The sequence below is a fragment of the Candidatus Caldatribacterium saccharofermentans genome, assembly GCF_050267035.1.
Classification (GTDB): Bacteria; Atribacterota; Atribacteria; order Atribacterales; family Caldatribacteriaceae; genus Caldatribacterium; species Caldatribacterium saccharofermentans.
In genome coordinates, this window is the sequence record NZ_CP187957.1 from 2,065,332 (window position 1) to 2,084,608 (window position 19,277).

At 52.5% G+C, this 19,277-nt stretch carries 17 protein-coding genes and 1 tRNA gene; 13 read left to right on the plus strand and 5 right to left on the minus strand.

What is annotated here, in order from left to right:
• Nucleotides 1-6: 6 nt before the first annotated feature.
• A complete protein-coding gene (locus tag ACPT9Q_RS10580; RefSeq protein WP_017873577.1) occupies nucleotides 7-174 on the minus strand; it encodes a symporter small accessory protein in 168 nt (55 codons plus the stop codon).
• Nucleotides 175-280: 106 nt separating this feature from the next.
• Between ACPT9Q_RS10580 and ACPT9Q_RS10585 the strand changes: the two genes are divergently transcribed.
• Genes ACPT9Q_RS10585 through ACPT9Q_RS10600 form a run of 4 tightly spaced genes read left to right on the plus strand, consistent with a single transcriptional unit; the run spans nucleotide 281 to nucleotide 5,036 of the window.
• Nucleotides 281-1,834, plus strand: a complete 1,554-nt coding sequence (locus tag ACPT9Q_RS10585; RefSeq protein WP_427365816.1) for an ABC transporter ATP-binding protein — start codon at nucleotides 281-283, stop codon at nucleotides 1,832-1,834.
• 44 nt (nucleotides 1,835-1,878) lie between these two features.
• The gene (locus ACPT9Q_RS10590; protein WP_017873575.1) at nucleotides 1,879-2,943 is read left to right on the plus strand and encodes an ABC transporter permease subunit; all 1,065 of its coding nucleotides are present in this window, start codon (nucleotides 1,879-1,881) and stop codon (nucleotides 2,941-2,943) included.
• Nucleotides 2,918-3,835: an ABC transporter permease gene (locus ACPT9Q_RS10595; protein WP_427365817.1), complete on the plus strand. Its 918-nt coding sequence runs from the start codon at nucleotides 2,918-2,920 to the stop codon at nucleotides 3,833-3,835. Before ACPT9Q_RS10590 ends, ACPT9Q_RS10595 begins: the two co-directional genes overlap by 26 nt.
• A 31-nt stretch (nucleotides 3,836-3,866) precedes the next feature.
• Entirely contained in the window at nucleotides 3,867-5,036 is a 1,170-nt protein-coding gene (locus tag ACPT9Q_RS10600; protein WP_017873573.1) for a BMP family ABC transporter substrate-binding protein, read from the plus strand.
• A gap of 137 nt (nucleotides 5,037-5,173) precedes the next feature.
• Here ACPT9Q_RS10600 and ACPT9Q_RS10605 read toward each other — a convergent pair whose 3' ends face one another.
• A complete protein-coding gene (locus tag ACPT9Q_RS10605; protein WP_427365818.1) occupies nucleotides 5,174-6,175 on the minus strand; it encodes an IS110 family transposase in 1,002 nt (333 codons plus the stop codon).
• Nucleotides 6,176-6,390: 215 nt separating this feature from the next.
• Here ACPT9Q_RS10605 and ACPT9Q_RS10610 point away from each other — a divergent pair, with 215 nt between their 5' ends.
• The 4 genes from ACPT9Q_RS10610 (at nucleotide 6,391) to ACPT9Q_RS10625 (ending at nucleotide 9,748) form a co-directional block, all read left to right on the plus strand.
• Nucleotides 6,391-6,765 carry a hypothetical protein gene (locus ACPT9Q_RS10610; protein WP_427365819.1) on the plus strand — a complete coding sequence of 125 codons (375 nt, stop codon included), beginning with the start codon at nucleotides 6,391-6,393 and terminating at the stop codon, nucleotides 6,763-6,765.
• A 331-nt stretch (nucleotides 6,766-7,096) separates the two neighbouring features.
• On the plus strand, nucleotides 7,097-7,708 hold the full coding sequence (locus ACPT9Q_RS10615; protein WP_427366765.1) for a carbohydrate ABC transporter permease: 612 nt from the start codon (nucleotides 7,097-7,099) through the stop codon (nucleotides 7,706-7,708).
• Nucleotides 7,709-7,723: 15 nt separating this feature from the next.
• Nucleotides 7,724-8,551, plus strand: coding sequence for a carbohydrate ABC transporter permease (locus ACPT9Q_RS10620; RefSeq protein WP_427365820.1), 828 nt, complete (start codon nucleotides 7,724-7,726; stop codon nucleotides 8,549-8,551).
• A 24-nt stretch (nucleotides 8,552-8,575) separates the two neighbouring features.
• Nucleotides 8,576-9,748 (plus strand): iron-containing alcohol dehydrogenase, encoded by a 1,173-nt coding sequence (locus tag ACPT9Q_RS10625; RefSeq protein WP_427365821.1) that lies wholly within the window; start codon nucleotides 8,576-8,578, stop codon nucleotides 9,746-9,748.
• A 42-nt stretch (nucleotides 9,749-9,790) separates the two neighbouring features.
• Here ACPT9Q_RS10625 and ACPT9Q_RS10630 read toward each other — a convergent pair.
• Nucleotides 9,791-9,867: transfer RNA gene (locus tag ACPT9Q_RS10630), tRNA-Arg, on the minus strand.
• 233 nt (nucleotides 9,868-10,100) lie between these two features.
• Here ACPT9Q_RS10630 and hcp point away from each other — a divergent pair.
• On the plus strand, nucleotides 10,101-11,744 hold the full coding sequence (gene hcp, locus ACPT9Q_RS10635) for a hydroxylamine reductase (protein WP_427365822.1): 1,644 nt from the start codon (nucleotides 10,101-10,103) through the stop codon (nucleotides 11,742-11,744).
• Nucleotides 11,745-11,763: 19 nt separating this feature from the next.
• Here hcp and ACPT9Q_RS10640 read toward each other — a convergent pair whose 3' ends face one another.
• Nucleotides 11,764-12,771: a LacI family DNA-binding transcriptional regulator gene (locus ACPT9Q_RS10640; RefSeq protein ID WP_427365823.1), complete on the minus strand. Its 1,008-nt coding sequence runs from the start codon at nucleotides 12,769-12,771 to the stop codon at nucleotides 11,764-11,766.
• A gap of 181 nt (nucleotides 12,772-12,952) precedes the next feature.
• Between ACPT9Q_RS10640 and ACPT9Q_RS10645 the strand changes: the two genes are divergently transcribed.
• From ACPT9Q_RS10645 to ACPT9Q_RS10660, 4 genes are all read left to right on the plus strand, one after another.
• The gene (locus ACPT9Q_RS10645) at nucleotides 12,953-14,158 is read left to right on the plus strand and encodes a hypothetical protein (protein ID WP_427365824.1); all 1,206 of its coding nucleotides are present in this window, start codon (nucleotides 12,953-12,955) and stop codon (nucleotides 14,156-14,158) included.
• A 9-nt stretch (nucleotides 14,159-14,167) separates the two neighbouring features.
• A complete protein-coding gene (locus tag ACPT9Q_RS10650) occupies nucleotides 14,168-15,682 on the plus strand; it encodes a sugar ABC transporter ATP-binding protein (protein ID WP_427365825.1) in 1,515 nt (504 codons plus the stop codon).
• Nucleotides 15,666-16,646 carry an ABC transporter permease gene (locus ACPT9Q_RS10655; RefSeq protein ID WP_427365826.1) on the plus strand — a complete coding sequence of 327 codons (981 nt, stop codon included), beginning with the start codon at nucleotides 15,666-15,668 and terminating at the stop codon, nucleotides 16,644-16,646. Before ACPT9Q_RS10650 ends, ACPT9Q_RS10655 begins: the two co-directional genes overlap by 17 nt.
• Nucleotides 16,647-16,731: 85 nt before the next feature.
• Nucleotides 16,732-17,694, plus strand: a complete 963-nt coding sequence (locus tag ACPT9Q_RS10660) for a substrate-binding domain-containing protein (protein ID WP_427365827.1) — start codon at nucleotides 16,732-16,734, stop codon at nucleotides 17,692-17,694.
• Between the two features lie 50 nt (nucleotides 17,695-17,744).
• On the opposite strand, the gene ACPT9Q_RS10665 is transcribed toward ACPT9Q_RS10660, so the two are convergent.
• Nucleotides 17,745-19,151: a hypothetical protein gene (locus ACPT9Q_RS10665; RefSeq protein WP_017872913.1), complete on the minus strand. Its 1,407-nt coding sequence runs from the start codon at nucleotides 19,149-19,151 to the stop codon at nucleotides 17,745-17,747.
• Between the last annotated feature and the right edge of the window lie 126 nt (nucleotides 19,152-19,277).

The window sequence follows — 19,277 nt, forward strand, 5'->3', positions numbered from 1 at the left end:
CCCTCCTTACTCCGTTAGCTCCTCTTCTTCTTTCTCCCAGCGGAGGATTTTCTCCGGTTGCACACCCTCTCCACCCCGGTTCCAGTTGACCAGGCCGTATACCACACAGAGCAGGGTGCTCCCAATACAGAGAAGGTACGCAAGGATAATCCAGAAGTCGTGCAGCCCCAGCATATTCTCCCCCCTTTGAAGAAGTTGTCACAATTGTAGCAGGAAGATTGCTGCTTGCAAATCCCTGATAGTATAATTACGAGTTGTTGAGTGCCTCAGGAGGAAGAACATGTCTTGTGAGTGTCAGGAAATTGTGGTTTTTCGAGACATAACCAAAATTTTCCCACCGGGTATCCTTGCCAATGATCGGGTAAGCTTTGGGGTTGAGCGGGGAACGGTCCACGTTCTTCTTGGGGAGAACGGAGCGGGGAAGACCACGCTCATGAACATCCTCTACGGGATCCACCAGCCCGATGGGGGGGCTATTGTCCTCCGGGGGAAAGAGGTTCGTATACCTTCACCCCGGGTGGCCATAGAGCTGGGTATCGGGATGGTTCACCAGCACTTTCGCCTCATTCCCAACCATACCGTCTGGGAAAACGTTGTGCTTGGATTTCCTCGAGTTCCCCACCTTTTCCCTGCTTTGCGGGCACGGGAGATGATTCGGGACCTCTCGAGGGAATACGGTCTTGATGTGGATCCGGATGCCCGGGTGTGGCAGCTCTCTGCTGGAGAACAGCAACGGGTGGAAATTCTGAAGGCCCTCCTTCGAAAGGCCGAGATTCTCATCCTCGATGAACCCACCTCTGTGCTCACCCCCAAGGATGTGGAGAGGCTTTTCCTTGTTTTGCAGAGGATGAAGGAAGAAGGAAAGACCAGTCTTTTTGTCACCCATAAATTCGGTGAAGTGGGAGAGATCGGCGATCGCATTACTGTTCTCCGAAAGGGAAAAGTGGTGGGGACGGTTCCGCGAGGCGAAGCCGATTTCGAAACCCTCGCCGCCATGATGGTGGGGGAGAAGATCACGCTTTCCCTGCCCAAAAAGCCGCTTTCTCCTGGTTGCTCTCTCCTTCGAGTTGAGGACCTCTGGGTGCTGGATGACCGGGGATTCCCCAGGGTACGAGGAGTGTCTTTCGAGGTTCGCGAGGGGGAAATCGTGGGCATAGCTGGAGTGGTGGGAAACGGCCAGCGGGAATTGACTGAGGCTCTTGCTGGTCTTCGTCCTCCTTTGCGGGGACGTATCCTCCTTGGCGAGGTGGACGTCACAACGTGGTCCCCCCAGAAAGTTCGTGAAGCGGGTCTGGCGTATGTTCCTGAGGATCGTCGAATGGCACTTGTTGGGGATCTGACCCTTGCCGAAAACCTTTTCCTCCGGGATTACCGGAAAACACCTTTCCGTCGTGGAATCCTCGTGGACTGGAAGAAGGTGCGTGAACATGCGGAAGAGATGATTGCCACCTACCGGATTGTGCCACCGGTTCCTCAGCTTCCGGTACGTCTTCTCTCTGGGGGCAACCGTCAGAGGGTGGCCCTGGCACAGGTCCTGACCTCTCGTCCCCGTGTTCTTGTAGTTTCCAATCCCACCGCTGGTCTTGACATTCTGGCTACTGATTTTATTCACCGACTTTTTCTCTCTTTGCAAGAGGAGGGTGTTGGCATTCTCCTTGTTTCTGGTGACCTTGACGAAATCCTTGCCCTTTCTGACAGGGTACTCGTCCTGTACAGGGGAACCATCCTCGGCGAGAGGAAGCGTCCTCAGAGCGGGTGGAGCGAGGAGGATCGCAGGGATATTGGAATGATGATGGGAGGGGTTCCGGGTGAACGCCTCGTGATGGTTCGATGAGGCTAAGGCTCCAAGTAACGAGAGGACTTGAACCTTCAGCTTCCATGGTTTTCTTTGTCTCCGCGCTCTCGCTTCTTCTGGCTTTCCTGGTCAGTGGCCTGCTTTTTGTTTTTCTTGGAATCTCTCCCCTTGAGGCGTACAGGGTTTTCTGGCGGGGGGCCTTTGGTAGTCTCTACGCTCTTTCTGAAACGGTGAAGCGGATGATTCCTCTGGCCATTATCGGGGCAGGTCTTGCGGTATCCTTTCAGGCTTCGGTATGGAATATCGGTGCCGAAGGGCAGATGCTCATCGGAGCCATTGTGGGAACGTGGGTGGCCCTCTTTTCGCCCTTTCCCCCTTCCCTGCTTTTGCCTGTGATGTTTGTTCTCGGGTTTTTGGGAGGAGCACTATGGGGGACTTTCGCCGCGTGGTGCCGGAACAGGCTGGCGATCAATGAGATCATCACCACACTAATGCTCAACTATGTTGCTGCGAATCTCGTGCTTTACCTCATTCTCGGTCCCTGGAAAGGAAAAACGGTTCGGGGATTTGCCTATACAGATCCCTTTCCCCGGGAGGCCTGGCTTGCCACCATTGGCACCACCCGGGTGCCTCTGGTGACCTTCCTTTTTGCCTTCCTCACGGCTCTTTTCTGTTACTTCCTTTTGGCAAAGACTACCTTTGGTTTTGAGCTCCGGGTTGTCGGAAGAGGAGAAAAAGCGGCCCATCTTGCAGGAATTCCTGCAAAGCGTGTTGTAGCTCTGGTACTCTTTCTCTCGGGGGGGCTGGCCGGTATTGCAGGGGTGGGTGAGGTAAGCGGCATTCACCATATGCTTCGTCATCCTGCACACATTTCCCTTGGATATGGGTTCACAGCCATTATCGTTGCCTGGATCGCCCGGGCAAACCCTCTTGGCGTTCTCGCAAGTGCCTTTCTTTTTGGAGCTCTTATGTCTGGACAGGATGCGTTGAAGATTGCTTTTGGCATTCCCTTCCAGGTGATGTACATTCTCAATGGACTGGTGCTTTTTTTCCTCATCGCTTCAGAGCAACTTTTGTACTACCGGGTTACATTGCGCGTTGTACCGTGGGGTGAGAAAGAGGATGAGTACGATAGGGTTTTGGATTAGTGGAGTCGTTGGAAGGACCCTGGCCTACAGTGTTCCGTTGCTTCTTTCGACTTTAGGGGAAATTTACGCCGAACGATCCGGGATACTGAACCTCGGTGTCGAGGGCTTGATGTCCCTTGGAGCGTTTTCAGCTTTTGCCACGGCGTTCTTTTCGGGGAATCCGTGGTTGGGAGTGGTTGTTTCTGGTGTTGTTGCCGGATGTGCGTCGCTTGTTCACGCCTTTTGTAGTGTCACGCTCCGGACGAATCAGGTGGTTTCGGGACTGGCCCTGGGAATGTTCGGCATGGGGATTTCGGGGGTCTTGGGGAGGGATTTCGAGGGGAAAGTCCTTGCCACAACGCTTCCGGTGTTTCGTTTACCCTTCCTCTCCGCTCTTCCAGGTTTTGAGAAGCACAATGTCTTTGTGTATGTGAGTTTAGGGTTGGCTGTTATTCTCTGGTTTGTCCTTTTCCACACACGCTGGGGCATCGTCATCCGCTCTGTGGGGGAAAACCCTGCAGCCTGTGACGCCATGGGGATCAACGTTACCCTTGTCCGTTACTCCTGCGTGTTCTTCGGAGGAGTTCTTGCCGGTCTCTCGGGAGCATATCTCTCTTTGGGGTATCGTCCTTCGTGGTCTTACGGGATGACCGCGGGAATGGGATGGCTGGCCATTGCACTCACTATTTTTGCCTTCTGGAATCCTCTCTGGGGGATGGTGGGAGCATACCTTTTTGGGGTTCTCTACCATTTTTCTTTTCGTTTCCAGGCCCGGGTTTCCCCGGAGCTTCTGAATACCCTTCCATATCTTTTTCCTCTCGTGGCCCTGAGTTTTGTCTCTCGTTTAGCAGCTCGCAGGAGAGTGGGGCCACCCGCTTCCTTAGGGGTGCCTTATCAGAGAGGGAGCAGTTAGTACAATTCAATTCCAGTGTGGAGGTGGAACGATGAAACGGTTCACGGTGGGAGTTCTGTTGGTGTTCCTCCTGTGTTTTGGTTTCGTGGCTTTGGGAAACGCACAGGAAACAAAGATTAAGGCCGGGTTCATCTACGTTGGGCCCATCGGGGACTTTGGCTGGAGCTATGCTCACGACCAGGCCCGACGCATTGTCGACGACACCTACCCCTGGCTTGAAACTGTGTATGTTGAAGCGGTACCGGAGGGAGAAGTCGAAGGGGTTATCGATCGTCTGATCAACCAGGAGGGCGTTGATATCGTTGTTACCACAAGCTTTGGTTTCATGGATGGGACGCTCAGTGCGGCTCAGCGGTATCCCGACAAAATTTTCTTCCACTGTTCCGGCTTCAAAAGGGCACCCAATATGGCCACGTACATGGCAGACTTTCACCAGGTGTACTACCTCAACGGGGTCATTGCGGGAGCACTAACGAAAACCGGGAAGCTCGGATACGTTGGGGCTTTTCCTATTCCGGAACTCAAGCGTCACATCAATGCCTTTGCTTTGGGTGCTCGGAGGGTGAACCCCAATGCTCAGGTGCTCGTTCGATGGCTCCAGACTTCCTGGTACGACCCTGCAGGAGCCAAAGAAGCGGCAGAGTCCCTCATTGCTGAGGGAGTGGACGTGCTGGCTTTCACAGAGGACTCTCCAACGGTTGTTCAGGTTGCTGCAGAACACGGGCTTCCGAGTTTTGGACATTACTCTCCCATGTACAAGTTCGCTCCGAACTTTGTAGCATCAGGTCAGCTTGTGCACTGGGAAGCCATCTATTTCGACTTTTTCGCCAAAGTCTATGCTGGTCTATACACCCCTAAAAATCTCGAGAATGTCGACTACTGGTGGCTCCTCCGCGAGGGGGCCGTTGAACTCGGAGCAGACTTCGGCATGCCCATTAACCCTGTTTTTGAGGACCAGTTGAAGTCGACAATGGTGAACGATCCGATATACGGTGAAATTAGCGTGTACGACCTCGTTTTTGCTCTCCTTAAGGCTATGGCTGATCCTGAGTATGCCTTCAGCCCCTTCACCGGCCCCATTCGCGACCGCAAGGGAAATCTCAGGGTTCCTGAAGGGGTTCGCCTCACCATGGACGAGCTTATCACGATGGAGTGGGCTGCAGAAGGTGTTGTTGGTGCCTGGCCTGGGGAGCCGGAGTGAATGAAAGCCCCCGTACCCTTGCAAGGGTACGGGGGAGGGAGCGTTTTTCTTCCGAGAATTGATATAGTTTCCGGCGGGTCTCTTTTCTCTTCGCAGGTCCACAGAGGAGGGGAAATCGCAATGTTCTGTGTTCAAAGTCAAGTCCCCTGGAAGGCAAAGCTCCTTTTCCGTTCTAAGTAATGGGGATCATAGGGAATCCCACTCCTCAGGATGGCGAAGATCTGCCGCAGGAGCTTGTTGGCTACGGCAATCAGAGCCACCTTCTTGGGTTTTCCCCGGGAGAGTAGGCGTTCATAGAGCATCCTGCACTGCTCATTGAACCGGGAAGCACTGAGGGCGGAAAGGAAAAGGAGCTTCCGCAGGAAGGGATTCCCCCTTTTACTCAGCCAGGCCCGTTCCTTCCTCTTCCCGGACTGGTCTATCTGGGGAGCAAGACCCAGAAAGCTTGCGAGTTCCTTACTCCTTGCAAAGCGGGTGAGGGGAGAGAGGATGCCCAAAATGGCACAGGCCAGCCTCTTCCCTACCCCAGGGATGCTCAGAAGGAGCCTGTACTCTCTTGAGGCATACTGGAGGGCCAGGTCTTCGGCTTCCTTCTCTAAGGTCCTCAGGGTCTCTTCGATTCTCTGGAGTTCCTCCTCGTAGAGCTTTTGGAGCCTGGGGTGGGGGAAGGGATGGTGATGGAGGGCCTCCAGGTGGTTGAGGATTTCGGTCCTCCTTTTCTGGTAGTCCTCGATGGTCTTCTGGATCTCCTCAAGGAGGTAGGCTTTCTTGTCCTTGGGGACGAAGGGTGGAGGGGAGGCGAAGAAGCCGAACTGGGCCAGGATCCTGGCATCCACAGGGTCAGTCTTGGCCCTCTTCTGGAGCATCTCGGCGTACTTCTTCACCACGAAGGGGTTGACCACGCTCACTGGGTAACCTCGCTCTTTGAGGAAGAGGGCGAGCTTCAGGTGGTAGACCCCGGTGGCCTCCATGACGAAGAGGACGCTGCTCATCTTCCCAGGGAGGTACGGGGTGATTCGCCGCAGAAGCTCCTCGGGAGAGGAAGGGACGGAGAAGTCCCGGAAGCGCTCCCCGTCAAAGAGGCTCACCGCATACTGCTCCTTCCCCACATCAATGCCCACCACGAGTTTCCTCTCCACTGGTACTCTCCTCCTTTCTCTTCGTCTTCCTGTATCCTCCCTCTCTCAGGCTCTCATCGTGCACCATGCAGGCTCTTCCGCCTCAATGCTCCCAAGCCTTGGGAGAGGGGAAGGTGGGGGACAGCATTCCGAGCGGTCTTCACCGACCATGACATGAAACGTCCTTTCTCCACCTTCGTCTTCTACCTCAGTAAGTTAACACAGTGAAGAAGTGATTGAATACGGGTGTAATATACGATGAGATGAAGGATTACCTTGAGTTTGGCGGAACAAATACGGGCAGATTGAGTGGTTATTTCATTCCTGAAACTACGGGTTACAGAGTAGGGAGATACCCAATTGAGCTTGAAATGTATCGAGAGCACATTCGTCGTAGACCGGCAATTGCTGAGGAAGTTGAGTATGAAATTATTGTGGGAACCGAAGTTCAGCAAGCTTTCATAGGAGCTAAAACTCCTAAGCAGGCACTTGACGATGCAGCAAAGGCTTTGTACGAACTGATGGTGAGAGGTGGATACATACCCGAGGACCAGCCCCTTGTTTGGCCCTCTAAGTACGTCAATCCTGACGGAACGAAAGCTTCTGAGTAAGATATGAACCCACGGGGGTCGTGAGGCCCCCGTGGGTTTTTTATACCAAGCGGAGGGAATTCCTGTGGTGAAATTGAGAATTCAGAAGGCATCCCCTTACTTTATGCTTCTTCCTGCCGTTGCTCTTCTGGTTTTTATTGTTATGTATCCGATGGTGTTCTCGTTTTGGGTGAGTCTTCATAGATGGTACCTGGGAAAGCCTCATCTTTTCCCCTTCGTTGGTTTACGGAATTACTCCACGATCCTTCTCAAGGACGCTGTCTTTAGAATTGCCTTGCTTAATACCTTGAAATTGGCTGTAATCTGTATTCCTGTGGAATTTACTCTGGGTATGTCCTTAGCTTTGCTTCTGAGTAGAGGGGACATCAGGGGAAAGGTTATTTTTCGGACCTGTTTGGTTATGCCTGTTGTCCTTACTCCGGTTGTTTCTGGGGTACTGTGGAAATTCCTGTTACACCCTTCCTATGGTCTTGTGAATTACCTTCTTAGTCTGCTGGGCATTTCAAAGGTGGAGTGGCTGGCCGATCCTCGATTTGCCCTCTTCTCCGTTGCTCTTGCCAACATGTGGCAGTGGACTCCCTTTGCCTTCCTGCTCCTTTACGCTGGTCTTGTTTCCCTTCCTCGAGAACCGCTGGAAGCCGCGACAGTCGACGGAGCTTCTGGCTGGCAGGCTTTTAGGTTTATCACTTTTCCCTTGCTTACCCCGATCATGGTTATAGCCCTGCTCATGAGGACGATGGACCTTGTGAAGCTTTTTGATGTTGTGTATGTCCTGACCCGGGGAGGTCCAGCAGATGCCACCGAAGTGCTGACCCTGTATAACTTCAGGGTTGGTCTGAATTACTTCGATATGGGGAAAGCGGCTGCAATGTCGTGGATTATTGCAGCAATTGTGACCTTGTTGTCTCAGCTGTATCTCCGGGTTTCGAGAATGGAGTTTTAAGGAGGAACACGAGCGATGCGTTCCCATGTAACTACAAAAGTGGCCATCTACATCTTTCTGGTAGTTGTGTCGGTGACCGCAGTTTTTCCAATCTACTGGTTATTTTCCTCTGCCCTGAAACCGGCTAAAGACCTGTGGACTGTACCTCCTTCCTTTTTCCCTCTGCAACCGGATTTTTCACACCTTGTTCAGATTATTAGGGAAAGGGAGTTTCCAAAATACCTTTTCAATAGCTTGGTAGTTTCTCTCGGTAGTGCTGCTGTTTCTCTCTTCTTGGATGCGCTGGTCGCATATTCGTTAACACGGTACCCAATGCGAGGACGAAAACAAATTGCTTTCTGGCTTATCAGCTTACGCATGATGCCACCTATAGTGGTCATACTGCCCCTGTACATCTTCTTTACCCGTCTTGGGCTTATAGATAGCCATCTGGGATTGGTGCTGGCGCATGTCACGTTCAATCTTCCCTTTGCCAGTTGGATGTTAGCAGGGTTTTTTAGGGAAATTCCTAAGGAGATAGACGAAGCTGCATTGTTAGATGGATGTACTCCTGTGGGAGTTCTTTTTAGGATAGTGCTTCCACTTGCTGCCGGAGGGATTACCGCAACCGGGGTTTTCTGTGTTCTTTGGTCCTGGAACGATTTCATTTTTTCCTTTTCTCTCACCAGCACCAAAGCTGCGACGCTTCCTGTTCCGATTTCGGGGTTTTTGAGGGATTACGTCTGGGAGTGGTCTGCCTTCTACGCAGGAGGGAGTATCGCTGCGATTCCTATAGTGTTGTTGGCCATTTTTGCGCAGCGATACCTTGTCCGGGGAATGACGCTTGGTGCGGTGAGCAGTTAGTGAGCCGCGTTGGGGGTGATAGAAGTGCTCAGGTCATTCTCGTATTACCAACCAACCCGTATTCATTTTGGCTTTGGGAAACTTGAGGAGGTGGGACGGATCGTGTCCCGTTACGGGAAGAGGGCGTTGCTTGTTACCGTCCCTCCCTTTCCGGCCTTGGAACCAGTCTTCGAAAAGACTAAGCGTCTCCTTCGGAAGAGCGGGGTTGAGGTTGCCCACTTCGACCAGGTCATTCCCAATCCCACAACGGAGAGCATTTCCCGGGGAGCAGAGATGGCCAGAGATTTCCGCGCCGATGTCGTGGTGGGGCTTGGAGGAGGGTCAAGCATTGATACTGCCAAGGCCATTGCTCTGGAGGTCACGCATGAAGGAACGGCCTGGGAGTATCACCTTTTTGGGGAAAGAAAGGTCACGAGAGAGATACTCCCCATCATCGCCATTCCCACCACTTCTGGTACCGGTTCTCAGGTAACGGCGGTTTCCGTGCTCACCAATCCTAAGGAGCGCTTCAAATCGGCTATTGTAGATCCTCTCCTTTTCCCCAAGGAAGCCATTGTGGATCCGGACCTCGTCATGACCCTTCCCCAGCACCTCACCGCTTCTACAGGGTTTGACGCCTTCGCGCATGCTTTTGAAAGCTACATACATGTCAATGCTAATCCTTACACCGATCTTCTCGCCTTGGAGGCCATTCGCCTTATTGTTCGTTTCCTTCCTCCTCTCCTTTGTGATCTTTCGAACCGTGAAGCTCGGGCACAGATGGCTTGGGCGGATACTCTTGCGGGCCTCTCTATTGCCAATTGTGGGACAACCCTCCCTCATGGGATTGCTATGTCCATCGGAGGGAAGGCACCCTGGGTGATGCATGGTGAGGCTCTGTCGGTAGTTTACCCCGAATTTATACAGCGTACCGCTCCGTACGCTCTGGAAAGATTTGCCGCCATAGCCAGGATTTTCCGTCCCGAGCTCTCTCAAGAGAAGGACGAAATAGCCGCCCAGGAACTCGGGGACATCATGGTTTCCTTCCTTAAGGAGATTGGTATGTGGTTTGGTCTTGAGGATTTGCGCATACCCAGGGAGGAACTCCCTGAAATCGCTGAGTATACTTTCAAGCTTCCTGATTACACAGTGAACCCGTGGGTACCTACGAAGGAGGAGGTTCTTTCCCCTCTGGAAAGCGCATACTCGAGGGACTGACCAAATGATGGGACCTGGGGAACACACCTTTGAGCCAATTCCTGGCGCGCCTGGAGGGACTTGAACCCCCAACCCCTGGATCCGAAGTCCAGCGCTCTGTCCAGTTGAGCTACAGGCGCGCTCTGGAAGACTTTTGCCTCTATACCCTCCTATTCTCAACCACTGTAAGTTTACCCTGTTGCTGATGAGAAGTAAAGGGGTCCGGAGGTAATCTCTGAGTTTTGACATCAATGCTTCTTTTTGCTTTCACAGGGTAAGGTGGTGACATTGTTCCAGGAAGCTGCTCTCCCTCTTGACGCCTTACAGGAATTTAGGTATAATAATACCAAAATTTAGGAGGGAGGCAGAGAGAGTGTTCTGTTACCAGTGTGAACAGACTGCCGGAGGTACAGGGTGCACCAACTTTGGAGTGTGCGGAAAGGACCCTGAGACCGCTGCTTTGCAGGATCTTCTGGTGTACGCAACCCAGGGAATCGCTATGTTTGCCAGAAGGGTCAGAGAGCTCGGGGTGAAGGACCGCGAAGCCGACGTTTTTGTTCTTGAGGCCCTCTTCAGTACGGTCACTAATGTAGACTTTGACCCCGAGCGGTTACGGATGTATCTCAACAGGGCTTACGAAATCAAGGAGAGACTGAAACAACTGTACTTTGAGGCCTGCAGAGAGCAAGGAAAGACTCCGGAGAATCTCTCGGGCCCTGCTCAGTGGACTCCTGCAGGGAGTCTGAATGACCTCATTCGCCAGGGAGAAGAAGTCACCCTCGAGAGGGACATTGAGCGGTTTGGAGAAACAGTGGCTGGAGCAAAGCACCTTGTGCTGTATGGCCTGAAGGGGATGGCAGCCTACGCAGATCACGCCCAGATTCTTGGTGTAGAGGATGACGAGGTATACGCCTTTTTCCACAGGACTCTGGATTTCCTGACCCGCGAGGACTTTACACTGGAGGAGCTCCTCACCGCAGCCCTGAGGGTCGGCGAATATAACCTCCGAGTTATGGAATTGCTCGACCGGGCTCACACGACCACGTACGGTCATCCGGTGCCAACACCGGTACGTGTTACCCCTGTGAAGGGGAAGGCTATTGTCATTTCCGGTCATGACCTGAAAGACCTTGAAGAACTCCTGAAACAAACCGAGGGAACAGGGATTAACGTGTATACCCATGGAGAAATGCTCCCTGCTCACGGGTATCCCGGTCTCAAGAAATACCCGCATCTTGTGGGCAACTATGGCAGCGCCTGGCAGAATCAGCAAAAAGAGTTCGACGTTTTCCCCGGCGCCATTCTCATGACGACGAACTGTCTCCAGAAACCCAGGGAGAGCTACAAACACCGCATCTTCACCAGCGGACTTGTAGCATGGCCTGGAGTCGTCCACATTCAGAATCGCGACTTCTCCCCGGTCATTGAAGCCGCTCTGAGGGAAGAGGGTTTCCCTGAGGACGAACCGGAGAAGACCATTCTTGTGGGGTTTGCAAGGAATGCTGTCCTTGGTGTTGCCGACAGAGTCCTGGACCTTGTCAGACAGGGGAAAATCCGGCATTTCTTCCTCATTGGTGGGTGTGATGGAGCAAAACCGGGGAGAAACTACTACACCCAGTTTGCTCAGGCTGTTCCTCAGGATGCTGTCATTCTCACCTTAGCCTGTGGCAAGTACCGCTTCAACAAACTCGAGTTTGGCATGATTGATGGCATTCCACGCCTTCTTGACGTTGGCCAGTGTAACGACGCCTATTCGGCCATTCAGATTGCTCTCGCTCTGGCTCAGGCACTGAACACCGATGTCAATAGCCTCCCGCTTTCCCTCATTCTCTCCTGGTATGAGCAGAAGGCGGTGGCCATTCTCCTGACTTTGCTGCATCTTGGCATCAAGAACATGCGTCTTGGGCCGAGTATGCCGGCTTTCGTCAAGGAGCCGGTGTACAAGGTCCTCAAAGAACAATTCAACCTCATGCCCATTACCACACCCGAAGAGGACCTGAAGGCAATCCTCGGATGATTCCTCAAAAAGCGCCAGTCTATTGCTCCTGGAAAGGAGCAGTGGACTGGCGTACGATGAGGTAAGGAGGAACGGTAATGGATTTTTTTCGTATCTTCTTTTTCTCGATGAGCTTGCAGAGGAGCGAGATGCCTTCTTTGGCGATGCGGTCAAAAGGCTGAGCTACTGTGGTAAGGGGAGGAGAAAAAACCTCGCAGAGGGGGTTGTTGTCAAGGCCAATGACTGAAATATCTTCAGGAACTCGCCAGCCCTTTTCTTTTGCTACCTGAATAGCACCGAAAGCCATCATGTCGTTCATGCAAAAGAGGGCAAAGGGGGGAGAAGAGAGCGAGAGAATGGTCTCCATGGCTTTACGTCCTCCCTCGATTTTGAAATCCCCTTCAACAACCAGAACGTCACGGGATGGGATGCCTTCCTGAGCGAGTCTGGTGAGGAATCCTTCAAGGCGTTCCCGGCAAACGGTGATCTTCTGAGGTCCACTGATACAGGCAAACTTCTTGTGACCGAGCTCAAGGAGGTGTGAAGCTGCCAGAGCTCCTGCGGCGAGGTTATCAAGCTTTACCGTTGGGGCTTCCTCGTGCTCAAGAGTTCGGTCAAGGACAACGTAAGGAACTCTCGAGAGCGAGGGAATCCGGAAAAGCAGGCTCTCATCCGAAACCCGAGGGAAGATAATACCCTCCACCTGCCGTTGTAGGAGTACCTCGAGATAGTGGCGTTCTTTTTTTGGGTCTTCTCCTACGTTGCAGAGGATGAGGTTATATCCTCTCTGGTAGGCAGCTTCTTCGATGTATCTTGCGAGCCGGGCGAAAAACGGACTGTCAATATCCGGGACAAGCAACCCCAGAAGCCTGGTTTTCTGGCTTCTGAGACCCTGTGCCAGAAGATTTGGTCGGTACTGAAGGATCTCAATGGCTCTCCAGACTTTTTCTTCGGTCGTCTTGCTGGTTTTCCCCCTTCTGTTGATGACCCGGGAGACGGTAGTGACAGAAACTCCTGCAAGCTTCGCGACATCCTTGATGGAAACCATACAGGTCCCTCGAAAACGTTTTCCTTCCCAGGGGAGATTATACCATGAATGAGGCGAGAAAAACCAGGGTTGACAGGAGAAGCTGGCTGTGGTAGTTTTTTAGTGCAAACGTTATCCTAATGGACTTTTCCTTAAGTTTGCGATATCCTGTTGCCAAAATGTACGGGAAGGAGATCCTCTTATGGGAACGATGAAGATGCTTCTCGACGTTGCCCTGAATCAGGGTCAAGGCGTTTTGCGTCTTTTCCCCACCTGGGTTCCCCGGTCTTTCTGTATTCCCGGAAAGCGACTGAAGCTTCACCCTGATGACTACTACGCCTTTGGGGTCCACCGGGGGGGCATTGATGAACGATGGTTCGCCTCTACGGTTCAGGCGGACAATGGTCCGGAAACCCTCCCTGATGAGGGGCTGAGCTACATCTATGTTGAGGACGGAGGGAAAGCGGAGAAAATCCTTCTCCGGGATGCCATCGAGCTTGCGGGGAATGTCATCGTCGGAAAGGCCATGATGGAAAAGTACGGGGGATGGCCGATGTTTGCCAAATTTTTCGACAACATGAACCCCCTTTTCCACCATGTGCACCACGATGATGAGAAGGCAAAGAGGGTGGGAAGGCTGGGGAAACCCGAGGGGTACTATTTCCCGCCTCAGCTCAACAACCACGGTGGGTACTTCCCCTACACTTTCTTTGGTCTGAATCCGGGGACAAAAAAGGAAGACGTTATTCGTTGCCTCGAGATGTGGGACAAAGGGGACAACGGCATTCTCTACCTTTCCCGGGCATACAAGCTCAAACCCGGCACTGGCTGGATTGTTCAACCTGGAATCCTCCACGCTCCTGGATCCCTTTTGACCTACGAACCTCAGAAGGCTTCCGATGTTTTCGCACCTTTCCAGAACATCGTCTGGGACCGGTTCATCCCCTGGGACCTGGTGGTGAAGGACGTTCCTCCGGAACACAAAAACGACCTTGAGTACATCGTGAGCCTCCTTGACTGGGAGGCCAACACCGACCCGGATTTCTTCGCCCACCACTACCTTGAGCCAAAGCCCGTGCGACCTCTTGAGGAGATGCGGGCTGAAGGATATGAGGAGTACTACGTGGTCTACGGTTCGGAGGATTTCTCTGCCAAAGAGCTCACGGTGTTCCCCGGAAGAAGTGTCACCATTAGGGAAGATGGACCCTATGGGGTTATCGTCATTCAGGGACATGGGAAATTCGGGACTTTTGAAGTTGAAGCGCCTACCCTCATTCGTTTTGGAGAAATGACCCGCGATGAGCTCTTTGTGACCTACGAGGCTGCACGAGCCGGAGTCACCATTGTCAACGAGAGTGCGACTGAAAACCTGGTGATGCTCAAACACTTTGGGCCTAAGGTGGAGTAGGAATGTGAAATGAGCAATGTTCCCATTCTCCATTTTGAGAAGCTTACCAAGCGTTTCCCCGGGGTTCTGGCGCTTGATGGAGTGACGTTTTCTATCCGGAGAGGGGAAGTTCACGCCCTGGTGGGAGAAAATGGAGCAGGGAAATCCACGCTGATTAAGATTGTCACCGGAGTGTATCAAAAAACTGCAGGGGAAATATTCTTTGAAGGGAAACCGGTGAATTTCTCCTCTCCTCACGAGGCCCTGAAGAACGGTATTGCGGCAATATATCAGGAGTTCAACCTCATTCCTGCTCTGACGGTAGCCGAGAACATCTTCATGGGGCATCACTTTGTAACACGGAGATTCTTTGTCGACTGGAACCGGATGCGCAGGGAAGCTCAGGAGCTCATGCGCTTCCTTGATGTGGACATCGACGTGGACCAGAAGGTCAGGGACCTGGGTGTGGCCAAAAAACAGGTGGTGGAGATAGCCAAAGCGCTCTCCCACAGAGCAAAGATTCTCATTATGGATGAGCCTACGGCGACTCTGGCGCAGAAGGAAATCGAGGGGCTCTTCCGGATTATCAAGTTTTTGAAGAGTGAAGGTGTGACCATCATCTACATTTCCCATCGTCTGGAAGAAATTTACGAGATCTGTGATCGAGTCACGGTACTAAGGGATGGTCGATATATTGCAACCCGGGATGTACGAGACGTCACCATGGAGGATCTCATCCGGATGATGGTGGGACGTGAGGTTGTCGAGAGGTTCCCCCGGGTATCACACACTGCCGGAGAGGAAGTTCTGAGGGTGGAAGGTCTTACAAGACGTGGAGTCCTCGAGAACATCAGTTTTTCCCTCCGGAAAGGCGAAATTCTCGGTATCGCCGGCATGGTTGGTTCGGGGAGAACAGAGCTCCTTCGGGCAATCTATGGCGTTGACCCCATTGACGAGGGGAAGATTTACATCCGGGGAAAGGAAGCCCGTATCCGGTCTCCTCTTGATGCTATTAATCACGGCATTGCTCTCCTTCCTGAGGAACGGAAGGTCCATGGACTGGTCCTCCTCCTCTCAGTACTCGATAACCTTGGTCTCCCCATTCTCCCTCTGGTTTCGGTTCGGGGATTCATTCAGGACGGACGTTTGAAGGTTATAGCTCAAGATATGGTACAGCATATGAACATCAAAACGCCCTCGCTTTTCCAGAAGGTGATGTACCTTTCGGGAGGCAACCAGCAAAAGGTGGTCCTTGGAAAATGGTTCGCCCGCAACTGTGACATCTACCTCTTTGACGAACCAACCCGGGGGATAGACGTTGGTGCGAAAGTCGAGATTTACCACCTGATGAATCGGCTTCTTGAGCGAGGTGCCTCCATTGTTATGGTTTCCTCGGAGCTTCCTGAGGTCCTCGCCATGAGTGACCGGATTCTTGTTATGCGAGAGGGCAGAATAGTTGGGGAACTTTCCCGTGAAGAGGCAACGAAGGAGGTCATTCTGAGGCTTGCCCTGGGAAGGAGAGAAGAGTATGCCAGCGTTGGTTGAAGAGAAGGGTACTCAGATTTTCCAGAAGTTTTTCGTCTTCTGGGATAGGGTTGGCATCCTTCTCGCCTTCCTGGTGGTCTTCGCCATGTTCGGTGCCCTGACTCCCGTTTTCTTCCATCCTCTGAACATTCTCAACGTCATCCGGCAGGTATCGATTATCGGGGTCATTGCTGTGGGAATGACCTTCGTTATCCTCCTTGGGGGGATCGACCTCTCTGTCGGATCCATTGTGGCCTTCACGGGGATCATTGCTGCAGGGTTCCAGGTCAAGTGGGGTGGAAGCCTTTTTCTGAGTATCGTTGTGCCGCTACTTATTGGTGGAGGCATTGGCTTTCTCAACGGATTCATTTCTACCAAAGGGAAACTGCATCCTTTTATTGTAACGCTGGGCATGATGAGCATTTTTCGAGGGGCAACCCTTCTTGTAGCTCAGGGGAAGCCTATCTCAGGGATGAGCCCTGCGTTCCGTTTCATCGGGGCAGGGATGGTTGGTCCCATTCCTTTTCCGGTCATCCTCTTTCTGGGTTGTGTGGTTATTGCCGGGATTGTGCTCAAGAGGACCGTTTTTGGTCGCTACATCTATGCCATCGGTGGTAACGAAGAAGCGGCGCTCCTTTCGGGCATTATGGTTGAGCGGTACAAAATCAGTGCCTTCACTCTCCTTGGGTTCCTCTCGGGATTGAGTGGACTCATTTTGACTTCTCGCCTGAACTCTGGGGAGCTTGTGGCGGGGCAAGGATACGAACTCGATGTGATTGCCTCTGTGGTCATTGGTGGGACGAGCCTCATGGGGGGAGAAGGAGGAGTGTACGGGACGCTGATTGGAGCTCTCCTCATCGGAGTTGTCTCCAATGGCTTGAACCTTCTGGGGGTCCAGCCATACTGGCAGATGATTGTCAAAGGCGTTATTGTCATCTTTGCCGTACTTCTGGATAGACTGAAACGCCGCTTTAGAACTGCGTAAAGGAGGTGAGAAGGAAGGTAGCTGTTACATTTATTTTTGCCGTTGTATATCCTTGGAGGAACTCTGTTGAGAGGAGGTTGACGGAATGAGGAAGTTTGTCTTGGGGTTTGTCGTTGGGATGTTTCTGGTGTGCTCAGTGCTGGGTTCTCTGGCTCTCAGTAAAGACCTCACCATTGGTCTCTCTTTCCCAAGCCTTTCTTTTGCCTGGTTTGCCTTTCTGGAGCAGGCGGTGAAGGATAAGGCGGCCCAGCTTGGAGGCATTGAGGTTGTTTCGCTTGAGGCTGAAAATAATGTCTCAAAGCAAATCTCCATCATTGAAGACATGATTATCAGGGGTGTGAATGGCGTTCTCCTTGTCCCCATTGAAGTCGAAGCGGTTATTCCGGCTATCGAGGCCCTGAACAAGGCCAACATCCCTGTTGTGACTGTGGACCGGAGGATTAAAGAAGGAGCCCCAGTGCAGATCCTGTGCCATGTTGGTGCCGATAACGTCGAGGGTGGAAGGAAGGCAGCAAAGTTCATCGTGGAGAAGCTCATCGCAAAGTATGGTGAGCCCAAGGGGGTAGTTATTGAGCTCACAGGAACCCCTGGAGCTGGTCCTGCTATTGACCGGAGTGCTGGGTTCAACGAGATTATGGAGCAGTATCCGAACATTGTCGTGAAGTCCCAGACTGCAAACTTCCGTCGCGAGGACGGCATGAAAGTGATGGAAGACTTCATCATGAGCACGCCACAGATTGACGCGGTATTCGGGGCCAATGACGAGATGATTCTCGGAGCCATTCAGGCCCTGGACGCCAGCGGAAAATTCGACGTCAAGGAAGTCATCACCGTTGGGTTTGATGCCCTTCCCGAAGCCCTGAAGCTCATTGAAGAAGGGATTCTTGACGCAACCATTGAACAGTTCCCTGGAAAGCAGGCAGCCACGGCCTTTGAAATCCTTGTGAAGTACCTCCGGGAGGGTGTGGCTCCCGAAAAGCCCCTCGTGTACATCGAGCCAAAAGTCGTCACCAAGGACAATCTCAACGAGGCTGAGAAGAGCTTCTAAGGGATAAAACAAAAAGCCCGGGGATACGATGCCCCCGGGCTTTTTGTTTTTTAGAGGATTTCCCAGGGGATACCCAGGATTTCACACACCATGATGAGCTCATTCACATAATCGCCGTAAACCGCGTGGATGTGATTGCAAGGGAATTTTTCGATAAACCGCTCAATGGAGGTCTCGAGACGACAGAATGCGTGAGGCCACTCAATCTGGGTTCTCCGCATGATTTCTTCGTTAGTCTTTTCGTCGAACTGCACGAATTCTCCCCGGAGAATTGCCATCCAGTACGTCCCGTTTTTACGACCAAGACGTGCCAAGGTAACCTTTCCCGGGTGGGCGAGGTGGTGAACTGCAGCTCCTCCGGCGGGGAAGTAGAAACCCTCGGGATAGAAGACCACTTTGGGGAGGTTATCCCGGTAGTCGAAGCTCCCTCCGGCAAAATATGTTGCGTGCTGTCCTGAGTTACAGAGGTCGAGCACTCCGTAATCTTCGTGCCAGTGTCGAACATCAGCAAAGAGCACGGGGGTTCGGGCGAGTTTTTTGAGGATTTCCATGGTGATGGCCGCATCCATGTCGGCCTCGGTTGCGCATACGATGGGCTCTTTAGGGCCATCAAAGTCGTAGGGGTCGTTCAAAAAAGCCTCCGCAACATCCATGGTGCAGAAATTGTTGGTGAGCTCTGGTTGCCCCTTGATACCACAGAAATCAAGGTGCAGTTCCTCACAGAGCGACTTGACAGCGTAGTATGAGGCGATCTGACGTTTCAGGATTTCGGGGGTCAGCTGTTTTCCATCGTAGAGAATCTTTCCCACGTTTTCTTCGCACCACTTAAAAGCTTGTTCAATTTTCTCCCGGGGGATAGTCTCAGCCCTACGGACGATTTCCCACTGATCAATGTGCTCCACGTCGATGCCAAAAACCTTTGCCCAGACGTCCGCTCCCACGGTAGCCGTGTACATCCCCATAGGGCGCCCGCCAAAACACCCAAAGGTTTCCCCTCGGAGGGACTTAACACAGGACGCGGCGCGAATGAAGGTTTCGATTTTCCGGAAAACTTTCTCATCCTCAACGTCCCCAGAGACCCGAATGTACGGTATACCGACGTTAGCCAGTGCTCCGGAACTTGCCAGCATTCCTACAAGTCCAGGGTATCCAGGGTTGATATTCGAAAGGCACAGGTACGGTCGGGGAGCGAACTGGGCAGCAAGAACTGTAAAATGAGGCCATGACCAGATGGCGTAGTTGAAGATGGTGCAATCCACATCTTCTCTCTGCAGTAGTTTCCCGGCCTGCACAGCAGTTTCGTTGTTCCAAGGGGGTTCGGGAGCCGTCACAACTTCGTGTCCGGATTCCCGAAGGCGTCGCACCAGTCGTTCCTGAAAAGCAAGGTTCATGGAGAGGAGTTCCCGGTGCACATGAGGGCGTCCGTCTGAAAAGGTTATGACACCAACTTTCGCCACGGTGTTCACCTCCTGCGAATTTCTCTCATCGCCATAAATTGTAAACGAACGCAGTGTTTTTTCGAAGAAGTCTTGGAGAAGGATGGAAATTTCCTCCAGTGCACCCTATAATAGGAGAAAAGTTGT